The following is a 12,992-nucleotide window of genomic DNA, read 5'->3' on the forward strand; positions in this document are numbered from 1 at the left end:
ATTGAATTCGCTAGCCTAGACTGCCGCTATCGATGCCGCCAAATGGCTGCTGGTAACCTATGCCGCTGGGACACCAAAATGCCCGACAAAAAGTACCTGTTCAAACGAAGGCAATCACAGAATTGGTACGTGCGGCTACAAAACGTCGAGATAAATGGTCACGTATATAAAAGTTTTGAGAAGAGCCTTGGCACACCAGATGTCGACTTAGCACGCATAAGAGCCGACAAGCTTATTTACGAACATAGGATTAGATTGTTCACAAAGAAGCAGTCGAATAACGGTAGATACGAGCACCGCTTAAAGTACGACATCAATAAAATGATCAAACTTTCAGACGGAAGCACAATTATTGCGGACGAGAAAGTTGCAAAGATCTATGATCGAAACGGCACCTTCGTGAAAAGCGAGCCCAACGAAAAGATAGTTGTGTATCAGGCCACACCCGAGAATGATAACGAGCGAAAGCTGGTGAACCGTTTCATGGGCGAGACAGGCCAATCCGTCAAAACACCGAACGATATTATCACCAGCTGGGTAAAAGAAAATAATGTAAGCGCGCGAATAGCCAAAGATGGTAGGCGCACATACGAGCAATTTATATCATTCATCAAGGGCAAAGACATTTCGGACTGCAATCGTACTGAAGTAAAATTGTTCGCAAATTATCTATCTGACAACGGCATGAAATCGGCTACCGTCGCAAAAAAATTGTCATTCTTACGAGCCGCTTGCAATATTGCAGTCGATGACAATAAGATGAAAAGCAACCCATTTGTGCGCATCCCGTTAAGGAAAGACGACTCGCTGCAGCGGCTTCCATTAAGTGCAGCCGACATGATTAAGGCACGCCAAAATCTTGGAATTCTCACAGAACACGATCAATTACTATGGGTGTGGCTCGCGAGTACTGGAATGCGGCTAAGCGAAGCCTTCCAGATCACAGAAGAATTTGAAGAAAACAGCATTAGATATATCATCGTCGGAACCAAAACCAAAAGCAGCCGGAGACGGATACCGATACCACAAGCGGTAATCGATTTTGGGCAAGGTCCGATCACATCCAGTGTATTCGACGGTCGCCCAGCCGCAGCCTCGCATCGGTTGCTTGGTTTTCTAAGAAGGCTGGAGATCAGTTATGATAACGAAGCCAAAACAGGGAATAGATCCAAAGTTGTTCATTCACTGCGCCATCGAGCGAAGGACAGGCTAAGAGCCTCGCGCTGCCCTCTAGAATTACAATACGAACTCCTAGGGCACGAAGTGCTTACTGTCGCCAGAGGGTATGGCAACGGATCACCGCTAGACATTCTGAAAGAGGCGATAGATCAAGTATCATATTAGTTTCGGACGATAATATTCAGGATATTAACCAGCACATCTGACGTTACAACCATATAATATTCACCTTTCGCCCCGCAATCATATTGACTCGGCACCATAAAAATGATATAAATACCTTTACAGTCTGCGAGTTGACATCCGGGGACTGCCATAACAGGTATACTGCCATTTGAAGGCAGCTTGACGAGTTTGCTTAGATTCAGGTTCTAATTGCCAACGGAAAATGTCAGGCAGAGTATACACGTAAGACTCAGCGTTAGAGTCACGATGAAGGCGAAGTACCTTCATACGTTGTGACATCGATCATTTTAGTAATTTGATGATCGTCGTGGTCGGTTCCTATGGCCGTCGCAGCGTAACCGTTTGTTAGAACAGAGCATAAAGGGAGACAGGCAAACCGCCCCTCCCCATCATCTTGTCGAATTATTTGATGATGGGTCGCTCTATAGGGACGTGTGCACATGGCTCCGCCTATAATGCACGCTTTTACTTGATAGGTAGAAGTGTGTCCATTCACCTTCTATAATAAATCCAATTTATTAAATGAACAATCGAAACATACAACAGACACGCAAAGCGTGTTGCCGTAGGCAATAACTATAGATTATCTATAGATACTGATCATAATCTACAAGATATAGAATCGTCTCTGCAGTCTTATATCAAACCAGGCTTGAAGCAGACCACTTACTTCATCCCTTCGACAAAATAATAACAAGGCAAAATTGATTAACCGGGTGACTCCTGAGAAAATGTAATGGCCTTATTGAAATTCGTGTGTAGCGACTGAAAAATTCTCGTCTTCTCAGCCGTTATTGCCTATGTGTGGTCGAAACTTGCATGTCCACGAGCCAATTTCTGTATCGGAAGGTGCTATTAAATTTGCGATTATAGACTTGTTTCAAGGTAGATAGAACGTTGTTAGAGGAAAAGGATCCGAGTAAAGCACCTATTTGCGATGATTGCAGAGATCCAAAATTGCCAGTATCTATTACGCCGAGACGACTGCCAATTATCGTAATTTCATGGCGTACCTGACTCGTGACGTATGCCCGGAGTGTCAGGGGGCGATGGTAGAGGCCTGACGCATCGGACAGGGGGTAGCCCACTTTGGTGCCCCCATCATCCGTCCATGGGTCCCGTTATCGTTCCGAGATACTGGCCTCGAATAACTGTTCTGCGGTGGTGGCCAGCCGAGCATTCCAGGCCAGTTGGGCGAACCATTCCTCTGGGATCGAAGACACCCGTACGTTGCCCCTGCTATCTGGCCGGTGATCGAGCCTAACCCAGTCTGCATTATCCGCTAGGTTTACTGCAACAAGGACGGCATCTCGGCAGGTCGCCGTTTCAGCCACATACCTTACAGCACATTCCAAGCTATCAGTCACGTAGCCCGATAACAGGACGTCGCACGGCTCGATCAGCCCGACTTCTCCGACGGACTCAAACGTGTCGATAAAGAGGTATCAGGTCTTTGATATGCGTCCCGTCGTTTCAACGACCTCGTTATCGATCCATGCGGTTAGCTCAATCCTAATTAAATCTAACAATCGATTTTATCGTTATCATTAGGTACAGCCCATCAAACCAGTCATTATTGATGTCTTGCCATTCAATAACGATGCGGATCATCGAATAATACTTAACAATATTGCTGAATATTATGACCGAGATCCGATGGAAGCAGTGAGGATGATGGCATCGCCGAACCTGATACATCAATACAGTATAATAACAAGATGATCGTTTGCATTGAAGAATGTTCTTTGCCATCAAGAAACCAATACAGACAGAAAGTTTAATCTTATAAACTCTAGCATTATAAACTATGTATTAACAGAGCCATCCTCACGAATCATGTTGTGATCATATAGGGGGCCTTCGGTCAACAATCAACGACGACGTGCATTCTCATCAAAAGTGACAGCGCTCCTAGGATCAAAAGTCGTAGCCCAGCTGCTTAGATGTAGCAGAAGGCGGTTGACTTGCGCAGACTTGGGTAATTTATTTTGTCTTGTTAGATTCCGCGCCACTAAGGAGACTGGCATGAAATTTAGATCTATCCCGCTCGTGATTGCAGTCGCAGTCAGCTTTAGTTGTCCCGCGCGTGCACAGCAAAGCATATTCCCCGAAGTTATAGGTACCTGGTCCTCTGAAGGACGCGGACTAACTATCAGCAAATTTGGAAATGTATCGACTAGGAATGGAAGCTTACAAGGACGCGTCGCAGAAACTTGGCGCGGTGGAGGAAATTTCGCTTTCGAGGGCGAGTTCGACGGGAGACTTTATCGCTGCATATACGACATCAGCTTTTCGACAGATAACATCCATGCGCAATGGCGGGTGATCGATCGGATCAGTACTCCCGGAGTGTGCCCTGAAGGCGATTTCAGTAGAGTAAAGAACTTTTGATTGATTTCCGCCGGGCGCGGCGAATCATTTCTGCGGCCAGTTCTCAACTCAAACTAGCACAGCAAAAGATTTCTCGCGCCCGATTTAAACTGCAGTGATTTCGCGGGCCAAGGATAATCAATAAGTATAAAGCGAAATAGAAGGATTTGATAGAAATGTCGTACATCAAAAGCTTTGCAGTTTGCGGCACAGCTGTACTCGTAATGCAGCCATACATATCTGTAAAAGCTTTGTCAGCAGAGACGTCCTTTGAGCGAAGAATGCAAAACATAGAAGACAAGCTCGATTACCTTATTTCCATTCAAAAAGCAAACTCGAGTGTAAAGACCGATAATATAGAGTCGGGCTCTAAAGAGTATCCTTCGATCCATTCTACCGAAACCGCATGGTCTAAAGCAACGATGCTGCTCGGGAAGTGGGTATCCAAGGATGATGGAAACACTATAATTTTTGGTGACGACAACAAATTCGATTCAAAGACTATGGGCGCGGGCGACTATGCCACATCAACACAGTCGGGCGCAAACTTTGAGCTCAAATCAAAGGACTTGAAATGTCTCTACGATGTAGAGGCTTTGTCTGACGGGCAGATTTATTTTCGGCCAGTTGGAGTGGATCGCTCAAAAAACTGCGTACGCGGCCTTTTCTTTAAAGCCAAGTTATTCTGACTTGCGGCTTCTGCCACGATTTTAGCAGTTGTAATTACGCTGTCGTGATCGGTCGCTGATCAGATATCGATCGTTACGGGGGAGGAAGACGGTGCACCGTTCGAAACAGATCACCGCTTTAGCATCAGTGTTACTTTTACATGTCGCTGCCGGCTCCCCTGCACCGGCTCAAGAAAGTATGTTCGAGCTTTTGGTCGGCAATTGGTATGATAAATCTACACAGACGAACGTAGAAATTTCCAAATTTGGAAGTGTTTCATCGAATTTCTCAAAAGGACTTGTTGGGCGAGTTAAAGAGAGCACGAAAGGGAACTCAAACTTTGGTTTTTTTGCTGAAGATCGTGAATGCTATTATAGAGTAACCTGGTTAGGCGATGGCAGCAGAAGTAATTGGAAATTAGTATTCGACGAACCTAAGGGATACTGTCCTCCCGGTGGGGATTATGAAATTGCGGCGGATCCTGAAGATCTATTGAAGAAAAAGAAACAGCAAGCCGATCAATTGGAAGCCGCACAGAAGAAGGCAGACGAAGCTGCTCAAGCAACGGCCGAAGCAGTGCGTAATGCAGAGGCGCAAGCTAAAGCAGCTGCGGAAGAAAAGGCGCGAGCTGATAAGCGTAGAGCCGATGCAGAGGCGAAACGCGCTAAAGGTCCATCTGAACTTAAAAATGCAGATATAGTTTATTTCGAGAAACCGAGCGATGATGGTGTTGTATCGACAGCACTCAGTTCGAACAATGTTGTGTTCAGTACGAGAGCTGGAGAGAATGGTGGGGTGTCAGATACAATTACCTGCACACCTGATGTGGATATTACGGCGTTACAAAAACTCGCTAACATCCTTATAGACGCGGGGGTAGGTATTCGGAACATTTCTCCTTCGGTATATGGTAGCAAATTTATAAACAGAATGACAATTGAAAGCTATTCAGTGCCTGCCGCCGTTCCCCCCTTGAGCAAATATCAGATCGAGAACCTATCTTCCTGTTCGCAAAAACGGAACTATATCACAATCGAAAATAAATGTTCAACTCCGGTCAAGGTCTATGTCCGGTACAACCGCGCAACCGATGGCAAATGGTCAACTATTTATGGTGGAGTTTTATCTCCGTATTCAAAACGATCCCTAAAAGACGACTCCGGATATTACTTGACAACGGATTCAGTTATTCATTACTTTTATGGATGGCGAACAAGAGATGATGGAGCAACAGGGCAGTTCATGGGGCAGGGTGAGAATTCGTTCCCAATCGGTAGCGGGCAAATCAAAAGCTTTATCAAAAGTAATTCCGCTATAGATCAACTAACGTGTGACGAGTGATTCTTCGAAAAGTGATTCAAATAGACCTTTGCAGTTTCTTCTAACACTCCATCAAAGAATGATCACTTGATGCTTAGACGAGCCTGCCACATGCCGAGGACGTATTATGGTTGAGCTAATCCCAGGTCTGATTGTTTGGTTGGGAATATTGATATGCGTCGTTCTTTCGAAATATCTTGATCGTATTACTAGGATACTTGCTGCGCTCCGGATTGAGACCGACAGTTGGGAGTGTGGGCCGCCGGGTGTAAAGTTCCAGAAGACGGATAATGGCGGTGTAGAAACAGTTGGAGCTGATGGCTATCGGTATTTTAAATCCCACAAAAAATTTACGAGGTTTCTCTCAAGCCGTCCAGATCGCTTCTAGACATTGAATTTAGACTTTACTTCTATCGTTTTGTAAGTTTTGTAGACAACGGAATTTATAATCTTTATTACAATGTAATCGATTGCCTCTTCAGATATCTCTTTGGATTGCCGGTTACGAATAGTTCAAATACAAGAACGGTGCTAGAACAGCACTGTTTGAAACATAATCAACAGCTCCCGGCTCTCTATTCTATCGTCCTATCGTCTATGTGTCAGAACGTAGGCTTCTTGGGCCGCCGTCTCTATTGCATCTGGCCGGACTGCCCGGACCCGTTCAATCGCCCGTCTCGGATCCTCGCCCATTATAATAACGAGCACGGCAGCGACCATCCCCGCACGCCCTAGGCCACCCCGGCAGTGGACCAGGACCGACTGCCCATGACGTAACTGTGCGACGAGGCGAGGCCCTATGGTGCGCCATGCTGCATCGAAGGCCCGCCCTGGAACGCTGACATCAGGAGTCGGGGCATGGTGCCAGATCATGCCCGCATCCCTAACGGCCGCTGGTAAGCCGCGCACATTTAGTAGGTCGAACTCATGGGCTTCGAGCAGCGTAAGGACGGATGACGCCCCCCAAGCCCGGATGACCTCTATGTCTGCCGTCAGGTCGCGATCCCAAGAAGGTCCGAAGACGGATGGCCCCTGCTTGCCGGGACAGAATGTAATTCCGATCCTCCCACCGTTCGCGCATACGGATATGCACGTAACTTCCAGTGGATGGCTTCGCGAAGTGCGCGCCGCAGCCTTCAAAGTTGCTGGGCGGTGTGATCCAAAGGCTGACGATTTAGCGTACCAGCCACCATCTGTCATCATCAGAATTCCTTTGGTCTAATATATCATCATAGCAGCGCGAATACAAATTGGCCGATATGCCGTGGTGCGCACTCTTCGACGATCTGGTTTTCTGTTTTTCGGAAGAAACATGACACATCATAAGTACTGCGCCATTTTCACAGTGTCGGCATCCATTCTACTATACGACGGATTTGTAGGTAAATCCTATGCCGAAGATCTGACAACTATTTCTGGTATCTGGGCTCTAGACAGAGCAGCTTGCAAACTATCAACGCCAGATTATGATGATCGTCTCCGAATTTCACGGGATGGAAAGAACGGAAGCGCCGAGGATCAATGCGCTGCCAGCAATATTAAGAATTATGGCTCGTCCATCGCGTTCAAGAATTCCTGCAAATCGGAAGGTGCTCGACACACCACTAACGTCAGAATTCAAATTGTCTCGGCGTCGGAAATCAAATGGATAGAGGGACGTGCGCTTGCTGTGAACTATGTACGATGCCCCGAATCCCAGCAATCCGAGAAAAGCATCAGCACTACGGTAGCAAGAAACACTAAGTTCGAATCTGGATCCTTTTCACTTTCGAGCCATGGTTACAGCGCAACAATAACGTCTTTGACGGGTTCCGACACTTCCAACGCTATTATGTTAGGGACGGTCACGCGCGAAGACGCTGCGGAAGAATGTGAACGAAACTCGCCTGGCGGCAATGGCCTTAAACCTAAAGCGATGCAATCTTGCGTCGAAAGAACTCTAGATCAAACAGCGGGTAAAGTATTTCGGTCAACCGCGGACTGCAAGTCGCAAACTATTTCGCCCAATTTCGGTGGTCTGTATCGTATCGTTGGCAGAGATGAAACCGATAGCTTGAGAATCTACGACGCCAAGGGCCGCGAAGTTGGTTATTCTTCCGCTGCCGGAACACCGTCAATTGAGGATCAGTTCAAGCATATGTGCCCGAGGACATCGGCCAATATCAAAGGCAAGGCTTAAGTAAGGTAAGGGCGCGACTTTGGTCGAATGGGCGGATGATCAATCAGCGCATCGCCCATTCGTAGAACAACTAGAAAAGGCACTGTTTTTCAATGAGTATAATTGTATGTAATGGGTGCTCGACCACTTCAGACGATATTATTATTGGTCGCTTGTCCTAAGCACTATGCAATATGCGGTAGACCGACGCCCGCCCCACCTTCAGTTCCTTGGCGATAGCACTGGCACCCATTCCACTGGCGGCGAGGGCTTTGACCCGTTCAGGATCGATGGTTGGCTTGCGCCCCTTATACACCCCTTGGGCTTTGGCCTTCGCTACGCCTTCCATCTGACGCTCTCGCCGGATGGCCGTTTCGAACTCGGCAAAAACTCCGAGCATCCCAAGGAAGCACCGTCCAGCGGCTGTTGACGTGTCGACGGGTTGTTCAAGGACCTTAAGGGACACGCCCTTCGCCTCCAGCCGCTGCACGATGGTCGCGAGGTCTCCAACCGAACGTGCGAGCCTGTCGATACGGGTGACCGAGAGCGAATCCCCGGCCCTGGTGAACTGGATTATCGTTTCGAGTTCCGTCCGGCCTTCCAGCTTGGTTCCCGTCTGCGTTTCAGATCGGATGATGTCACAACCTGAAGCTTGCAAAGCCTCGTGCTGGATCGCTAAGCTTTGTGACACGCTCGAGACGCGCGCATAACCGTAGGTGGCGATAGGGACCTCCTGTCTTGTTAGCTTCTAGACCCACCCAACATACCGTCTCGAAATGCCGATGTCGATCTTAATGAGACATCGTTGCCGCCGTGATGATGTCTCGCGCTGTCGTCTCGCAAGGGTATACCTATTCGATACTAGTCAGTATTCCTGCCTGTAGAGAGAACCTGAATGTCTGAATTGAAAGACTTTGTCGCAGAGTTCGCAGGCGAAGGAGGATCCTTACCTCTAGTTCACACAACTGACAGATTTACTCTGCAGGCAATTCGCGACAGTTCTCAAATCAAAGTTACAGAAGACAAGGTCTATCCTGGCGAAAGTCTCATATATATGTTCTACGGCCGGCCATCATTCAGGGTCAACAGCGAGGTAAAGCACACAACAGCATCATTCTTTGCGCCAGTTTGTCTAGTTTTTGATAGAGATTTACTCAATACAGCATACCGAATTATGCCCTTTGACTCCGGGGCACATGCCGCTGGGATGCTAAAAGAAACTATACACAAGCGAATGGAAAGAGAAAAATTCGAATTGGAAGTAAGCCCCGAGTCTCCCATGAAGCTGATACGGTGCTTTTATGGAAGCGAGCAAGCATATCTGGAAAATTCACCCCAAACCGACGGTCCAACAATTACAGAAATACAAAACGAACAGAAGCATTATGTCGAAGCATATTATCATCTCGTGCATCACCGGTCGAACTCAGCGCAAGACGAGCGTGTAAACTCGATAGAAGTCCAGTTCGATAAAGACATTGAAATCGTCGGCAACCTTCAGGCTGTTATCATTCCGTCACGATTCTATAGCAAAGAAATTGTCGCTGAAGTTGAAAAGGAGTTCAATGCGACAGTCATAGTATATGATATGCCGGCATCGTACCGTCCTTCGGAACTGATGAATACCATATATGAAAAGCTGTACAATTTTGTTCAAGGCAAACGGCAGTCAATTTAAATGGAAATCGACACGTCAGATCTGATCTGCCGTCTTATCGGGTACTTAGATGGCGGAATGGATTCGCCAACTTTCGTGATGCCTGTGTTTATTGATCTGGATACAGATCAACATGTAATTCAAGTGACCGGACCTGACGATAAAATTGTCGGCTTTGAACCAATATCAACTGGCTACCAGACAATCGCCACATCAGGGCAAGTTATACGCAGAGTTGGGGATGACGCTCTGTATAGTATAAGAGTGGATGGAAGGCCGATATTGTTTCAGGATCGCGCCAATTTCGATGCAACAATGTTAACTTATCTTGACTCTGGCCTCTTTGACAAGTTTCCTGCGTTTGGGTTGACTGTGGCAAAGATGCTTAATAGTCGCGACAAGGTTGGTGACTTTAAACATCAACTGTTCAACGAAATCTCAGACAGTGCGCTAAAGACCAAAAAGTACTTCCTTGAGAATAATATTATTAGAGAGGAGTTAGAGTCGATCATGCCATCTGACTATCGCTCGATAGTCAGAAAGATGAAGATCGATATTCAGAAGTCGCGCATATTAATCTCCGTTCCAGACAACACCGATGGACAGGCCAGACAAGAACTAGGTAAAAAAGTTACAGATCTATATAGAAAGTTTACGAAAAGTACTTCGGTTGATCTTTCATTTGATCATAGCGCGAGACAGCTTGATGAAATTGCGGCGGAATTAACGACCATAAAATCAGGAAAATTTGAATTTGATCCGGAAATGTTTGATCTGCCAAATCATTGGCAGAACATATCCATGCGCGAATCTCTTATAGTCGTGCCCGAAGCTGCGAGGTATTATTACCGTGTAAGGCGGAATGCATCATGGGCAGTTAGCCATCTAACAAGTACCAAGCTTCCATTCGAGCCGCTTTCAATGCCGACGGCCCGTAAGATCGTGGAACTCGAAACAGTCTCGACAATTAGCGCTATGCTTTTCCGTGTCTGGACGTTTGGCGATGTATACGAAGCGAGATTGTCGTCACAATTTAAGCTTCATGTTTGTTGTTACCATATCAAGATCGAAATGTTCGATACCACGGCTGCCGCTGCCGTCAGAGAATTTCTATTCTCATCGCAAGGCGCATATGGCGTCGACTTTCTGATGCCAATATCAATGGTAACTTTCATGGTAAATCATGAAATTATAAAAAAGTCCGACGCCTTGGAGATTTTTGAATTCAGGAGGTCTGGAAGATTTGTCCCATACTTCATAATCAAAACTGTACGGGAGAAGTGGCTAGACTATTGCGCAGACTTTGACAGAGGGCTTGACGTAGAATTGGCGTTGGAGATATCCAACCAGTCAAGTGGCGAGTATCTGTTATAAAGCAAAACCGAAAATTTTCTTCGGATAATACTAGCGTTTCTGCTTTTTCTCATAACTATTCATTCGGGCGCTCCGGCATCACGGGCGCCGATAATCTTGGCTTTAATCGACGTACCATTATCGTTTGCTGACATCACTCTCGCTGTCTGATCCAGACTACCGCACCCTCGTATGTGCGGCAATATGTCTCTGACGATCCTGGCGGGTTACTGCCTCTATTGAATGTCTCTACTGCCGCTATTTCGCACAATAAGTCATTGCGGCCATTAAGAATAGAGCCCCGTAGTAGGCGGATTCCGCGATCAGGCCGGCATTCATCAGCGCGGTCGCCGCGTCGGTCCCGGCCGCGGCCGCCGCGGCGGCGGCCCGGAGCAGCCGCGTCGCGTCGACGCCCTCGTCCAGCAGGAAGGCGATCTCCGGCGGCAGGCCCTCCGGCCCCGCGGGCGGGCGCTGGGACGACACGCCGCGCGCTCCCCCGGCGGCCCGAGGACGTGGTAGAGGAGGGGGGTGAGCCAGTCCCCGCCCCCGCGCTCCGAGAGGAGCACCGCCCCGTCCCCGTCGTCAAGAGGCGATAGGACAGCCATCCCATCCCGGATCGCGGCGGCCGCGGTCGCGGCGCTCCTCGCGGGGCCGGCCGCCGCCGCGGCGCCCCCGGCCGCGCCGGCCACGGGCGTCACCGCCACGCCCGCCGTCACGATCCCGGATTTCTGGAACCCGCGCAGCCGGGGCGAGCGCGTGGAGGCGCCGCAGACCGGCCGGGCGGTCCGCTTCCTCACGGACGACGAGTTCCCGCCGCTGCACTTCGCCGGCCCCGACGGCAACCCGACGGGCTTCGTGGTCGAGCTCGCCCGGGCGGTCTGCGAGAAGCTGACGATCACCTGCACGGTGCAGGCGCGCCGCTTCGACACCCTGCTCGACGCCCTCGACGGCAAGCAGGGCGACGTGGTCGCGGCCGCCATCCCGCTGACCGCGTCCCTGCGGTCGAGATTCCTGGCGACGCGGCCGTATTTCCGCTGGCCGGCGCGCTTCGCGGCCCGGACCAACAAGGGCCTGCCGGTCCCCTCCGCGGCGGCGCTCGCCGGCCGTAGCGTCGGGGTCATCGCCGGCAGCGCCCACGCGGCCTACCTCAAGGCGTTCTTCCCGAAGGCCGTGCCGAAGGACTTCACCGATCTCACGGCGGCCGAGAGCGCGCTCAAGCGCGGCGAGATCGACTACCTGTTCGCCGACGGCCTCAACCTCGCCCTCTTCGTCGGCGGCCAGGACGCGGAGAGTTGCTGCGCGCTGACCGGCGGCGACTACCTGGAGAACCGCTATTTCGGGGAGGGGATCGGCCTGATCACCCGCCCGGAGGACGCGGCCCTCTCCCGGGCGCTGGACGACGCGCTCCAGCGTGTCTGGGACGACGGCAAGTACACCGAATTGTACCTGCGGTTCTTCCCCGTCAGCCCGTTCTGACAGGGGCGAAAGGCTTCCACCAGACGCGCGAATCGGGGATCCTGCACGGCGTCGGATCTCCATGGATCAGGAGCGGCGCATGACCGATCTGCTCGAGAAGGCCGTGGCGAAGGCACGGGTCCTCGCACCGGAGATGCAGGACGAGATTGCCCGCCTCATGCTGGCCTTCGTGGGGGATGAGGGATCGGTCTACCGGTTCAGCCCGGAGGAGGCGGCGGAGCAGGACGAAGCCGACGCCGAGGAGGCGCGTGGTGAGTATGCCACCGAGGCGGAGGTGCGCGCCATCTGGGCGAAGTATGGCCTGTGAGGCTGCGGCTGACCCGCACCGCCGCGCGCCAGCTCGACCACGTGCTGGCCGACATCACGCGCCATAACCCATCGGGTGCCGACGCGGTCCTGCTGCGGATCGGCGCGTGTTTGGAACTCCTTCTCCGCCATCCCTATGCGGGCCAGATGACCGACCGGCGCGGCATTCGGCGCATCGCGGTGTCGCCTTACCCCTACATCATGACCTATCGCGTCACTGCCGATGAGGTCGTCGTGCGCACCATCCGGCACGCGGCGCAGCGGCCTCTAGCCTGAGCGACATGCCCGCAATGGAGCGCGTGCGGACGAATGGATCAG

The 12,992-nt window shown here is 50.2% G+C and carries 12 protein-coding genes; 9 read left to right on the forward strand and 3 right to left on the reverse strand.

Annotated elements, in window-relative coordinates; genetic code table 11:
- The first annotated feature begins 78 nt into the window (after window positions 1–78).
- The 3 genes from ACLBXO_RS05270 to ACLBXO_RS05280 all read left to right on the forward strand — a co-directional run bounded on the left by ACLBXO_RS05270 (window position 79) and on the right by ACLBXO_RS05280 (window position 5,745).
- Complete coding sequence (locus ACLBXO_RS05270) at window positions 79–1,344, forward strand: tyrosine-type recombinase/integrase (protein WP_447684683.1); 1,266 nt, start codon at window positions 79–81, stop codon at window positions 1,342–1,344.
- Window positions 1,345–3,911: 2,567 nt separating this feature from the next.
- Complete coding sequence (locus ACLBXO_RS05275) at window positions 3,912–4,424, forward strand: hypothetical protein (protein ID WP_447684684.1); 513 nt, start codon at window positions 3,912–3,914, stop codon at window positions 4,422–4,424.
- 91 nt (window positions 4,425–4,515) lie between these two features.
- Window positions 4,516–5,745 carry a hypothetical protein gene (locus tag ACLBXO_RS05280; protein ID WP_447684685.1) on the forward strand — a complete coding sequence of 410 codons (1,230 nt, stop codon included), beginning with the start codon at window positions 4,516–4,518 and terminating at the stop codon, window positions 5,743–5,745.
- A 567-nt stretch (window positions 5,746–6,312) separates the two neighbouring features.
- Here the strand turns inward: ACLBXO_RS05280 and ACLBXO_RS05285 are convergent.
- A complete protein-coding gene (locus tag ACLBXO_RS05285) occupies window positions 6,313–6,927 on the reverse strand; it encodes a cyclin-dependent kinase inhibitor 3 family protein (RefSeq protein ID WP_447684686.1) in 615 nt (204 codons plus the stop codon).
- Between the two features lie 109 nt (window positions 6,928–7,036).
- On the opposite strand from ACLBXO_RS05285, the gene ACLBXO_RS05290 reads away from it, so the two are divergent.
- Window positions 7,037–7,903 carry a hypothetical protein gene (locus ACLBXO_RS05290; protein ID WP_447684687.1) on the forward strand — a complete coding sequence of 289 codons (867 nt, stop codon included), beginning with the start codon at window positions 7,037–7,039 and terminating at the stop codon, window positions 7,901–7,903.
- Between the two features lie 157 nt (window positions 7,904–8,060).
- Here the strand turns inward: ACLBXO_RS05290 and ACLBXO_RS05295 are convergent, their stop codons facing one another.
- Window positions 8,061–8,606, reverse strand: a complete 546-nt coding sequence (locus tag ACLBXO_RS05295; RefSeq protein ID WP_447684724.1) for a recombinase family protein — start codon at window positions 8,604–8,606, stop codon at window positions 8,061–8,063.
- A gap of 171 nt (window positions 8,607–8,777) precedes the next feature.
- Here ACLBXO_RS05295 and ACLBXO_RS05300 point away from each other — a divergent pair, with 171 nt between their 5' ends.
- Both ACLBXO_RS05300 and ACLBXO_RS05305 read left to right on the forward strand, forming a co-directional pair.
- A complete protein-coding gene (locus ACLBXO_RS05300; RefSeq protein WP_447684688.1) occupies window positions 8,778–9,560 on the forward strand; it encodes a hypothetical protein in 783 nt (260 codons plus the stop codon).
- Window positions 9,561–10,913 carry a hypothetical protein gene (locus ACLBXO_RS05305; RefSeq protein ID WP_447684689.1) on the forward strand — a complete coding sequence of 451 codons (1,353 nt, stop codon included), beginning with the start codon at window positions 9,561–9,563 and terminating at the stop codon, window positions 10,911–10,913.
- 237 nt (window positions 10,914–11,150) lie between these two features.
- Here ACLBXO_RS05305 and ACLBXO_RS05310 read toward each other — a convergent pair whose 3' ends face one another.
- Window positions 11,151–11,375, reverse strand: coding sequence for a hypothetical protein (locus tag ACLBXO_RS05310; protein ID WP_447684690.1), 225 nt, complete (start codon window positions 11,373–11,375; stop codon window positions 11,151–11,153).
- A gap of 45 nt (window positions 11,376–11,420) precedes the next feature.
- On the opposite strand from ACLBXO_RS05310, the gene ACLBXO_RS05315 reads away from it, so the two are divergent.
- The 3 genes from ACLBXO_RS05315 (at window position 11,421) to ACLBXO_RS05325 (ending at window position 12,950) form a co-directional block, all read left to right on the forward strand.
- Entirely contained in the window at window positions 11,421–12,368 is a 948-nt protein-coding gene (locus tag ACLBXO_RS05315; RefSeq protein ID WP_447684691.1) for a transporter substrate-binding domain-containing protein, read from the forward strand.
- A 79-nt stretch (window positions 12,369–12,447) separates the two neighbouring features.
- The gene (locus ACLBXO_RS05320; protein ID WP_447681772.1) at window positions 12,448–12,675 is read left to right on the forward strand and encodes a hypothetical protein; all 228 of its coding nucleotides are present in this window, start codon (window positions 12,448–12,450) and stop codon (window positions 12,673–12,675) included.
- Window positions 12,672–12,950: a type II toxin-antitoxin system RelE/ParE family toxin gene (locus ACLBXO_RS05325; RefSeq protein WP_331318763.1), complete on the forward strand. Its 279-nt coding sequence runs from the start codon at window positions 12,672–12,674 to the stop codon at window positions 12,948–12,950. Before ACLBXO_RS05320 ends, ACLBXO_RS05325 begins: the two co-directional genes overlap by 4 nt.
- Window positions 12,951–12,992 lie beyond the last annotated feature (42 nt).

The sequence above is a fragment of the Methylobacterium sp. C33D genome (assembly GCF_053345825.1).

Coding starts and splice junctions, on each gene's coding strand:
- ACLBXO_RS05320 (WP_447681772.1), top strand. CDS start 12,448: ATGACCGATCTGCTCGAGAAGGCCGTGGCGAAGGCACGGGTCCTCGCA.
- ACLBXO_RS05275 (WP_447684684.1), top strand. CDS start 3,912: ATGTCGTACATCAAAAGCTTTGCAGTTTGCGGCACAGCTGTACTCGTA.
- ACLBXO_RS05290 (WP_447684687.1), top strand. CDS start 7,037: ATGACACATCATAAGTACTGCGCCATTTTCACAGTGTCGGCATCCATT.
- ACLBXO_RS05270 (WP_447684683.1), top strand. CDS start 79: ATGCCCGACAAAAAGTACCTGTTCAAACGAAGGCAATCACAGAATTGG.
- ACLBXO_RS05305 (WP_447684689.1), top strand. CDS start 9,561: ATGGAAATCGACACGTCAGATCTGATCTGCCGTCTTATCGGGTACTTA.
- ACLBXO_RS05285 (WP_447684686.1), bottom strand. CDS start 6,927: ATGATGACAGATGGTGGCTGGTACGCTAAATCGTCAGCCTTTGGATCA.
- ACLBXO_RS05300 (WP_447684688.1), top strand. CDS start 8,778: ATGTCTGAATTGAAAGACTTTGTCGCAGAGTTCGCAGGCGAAGGAGGA.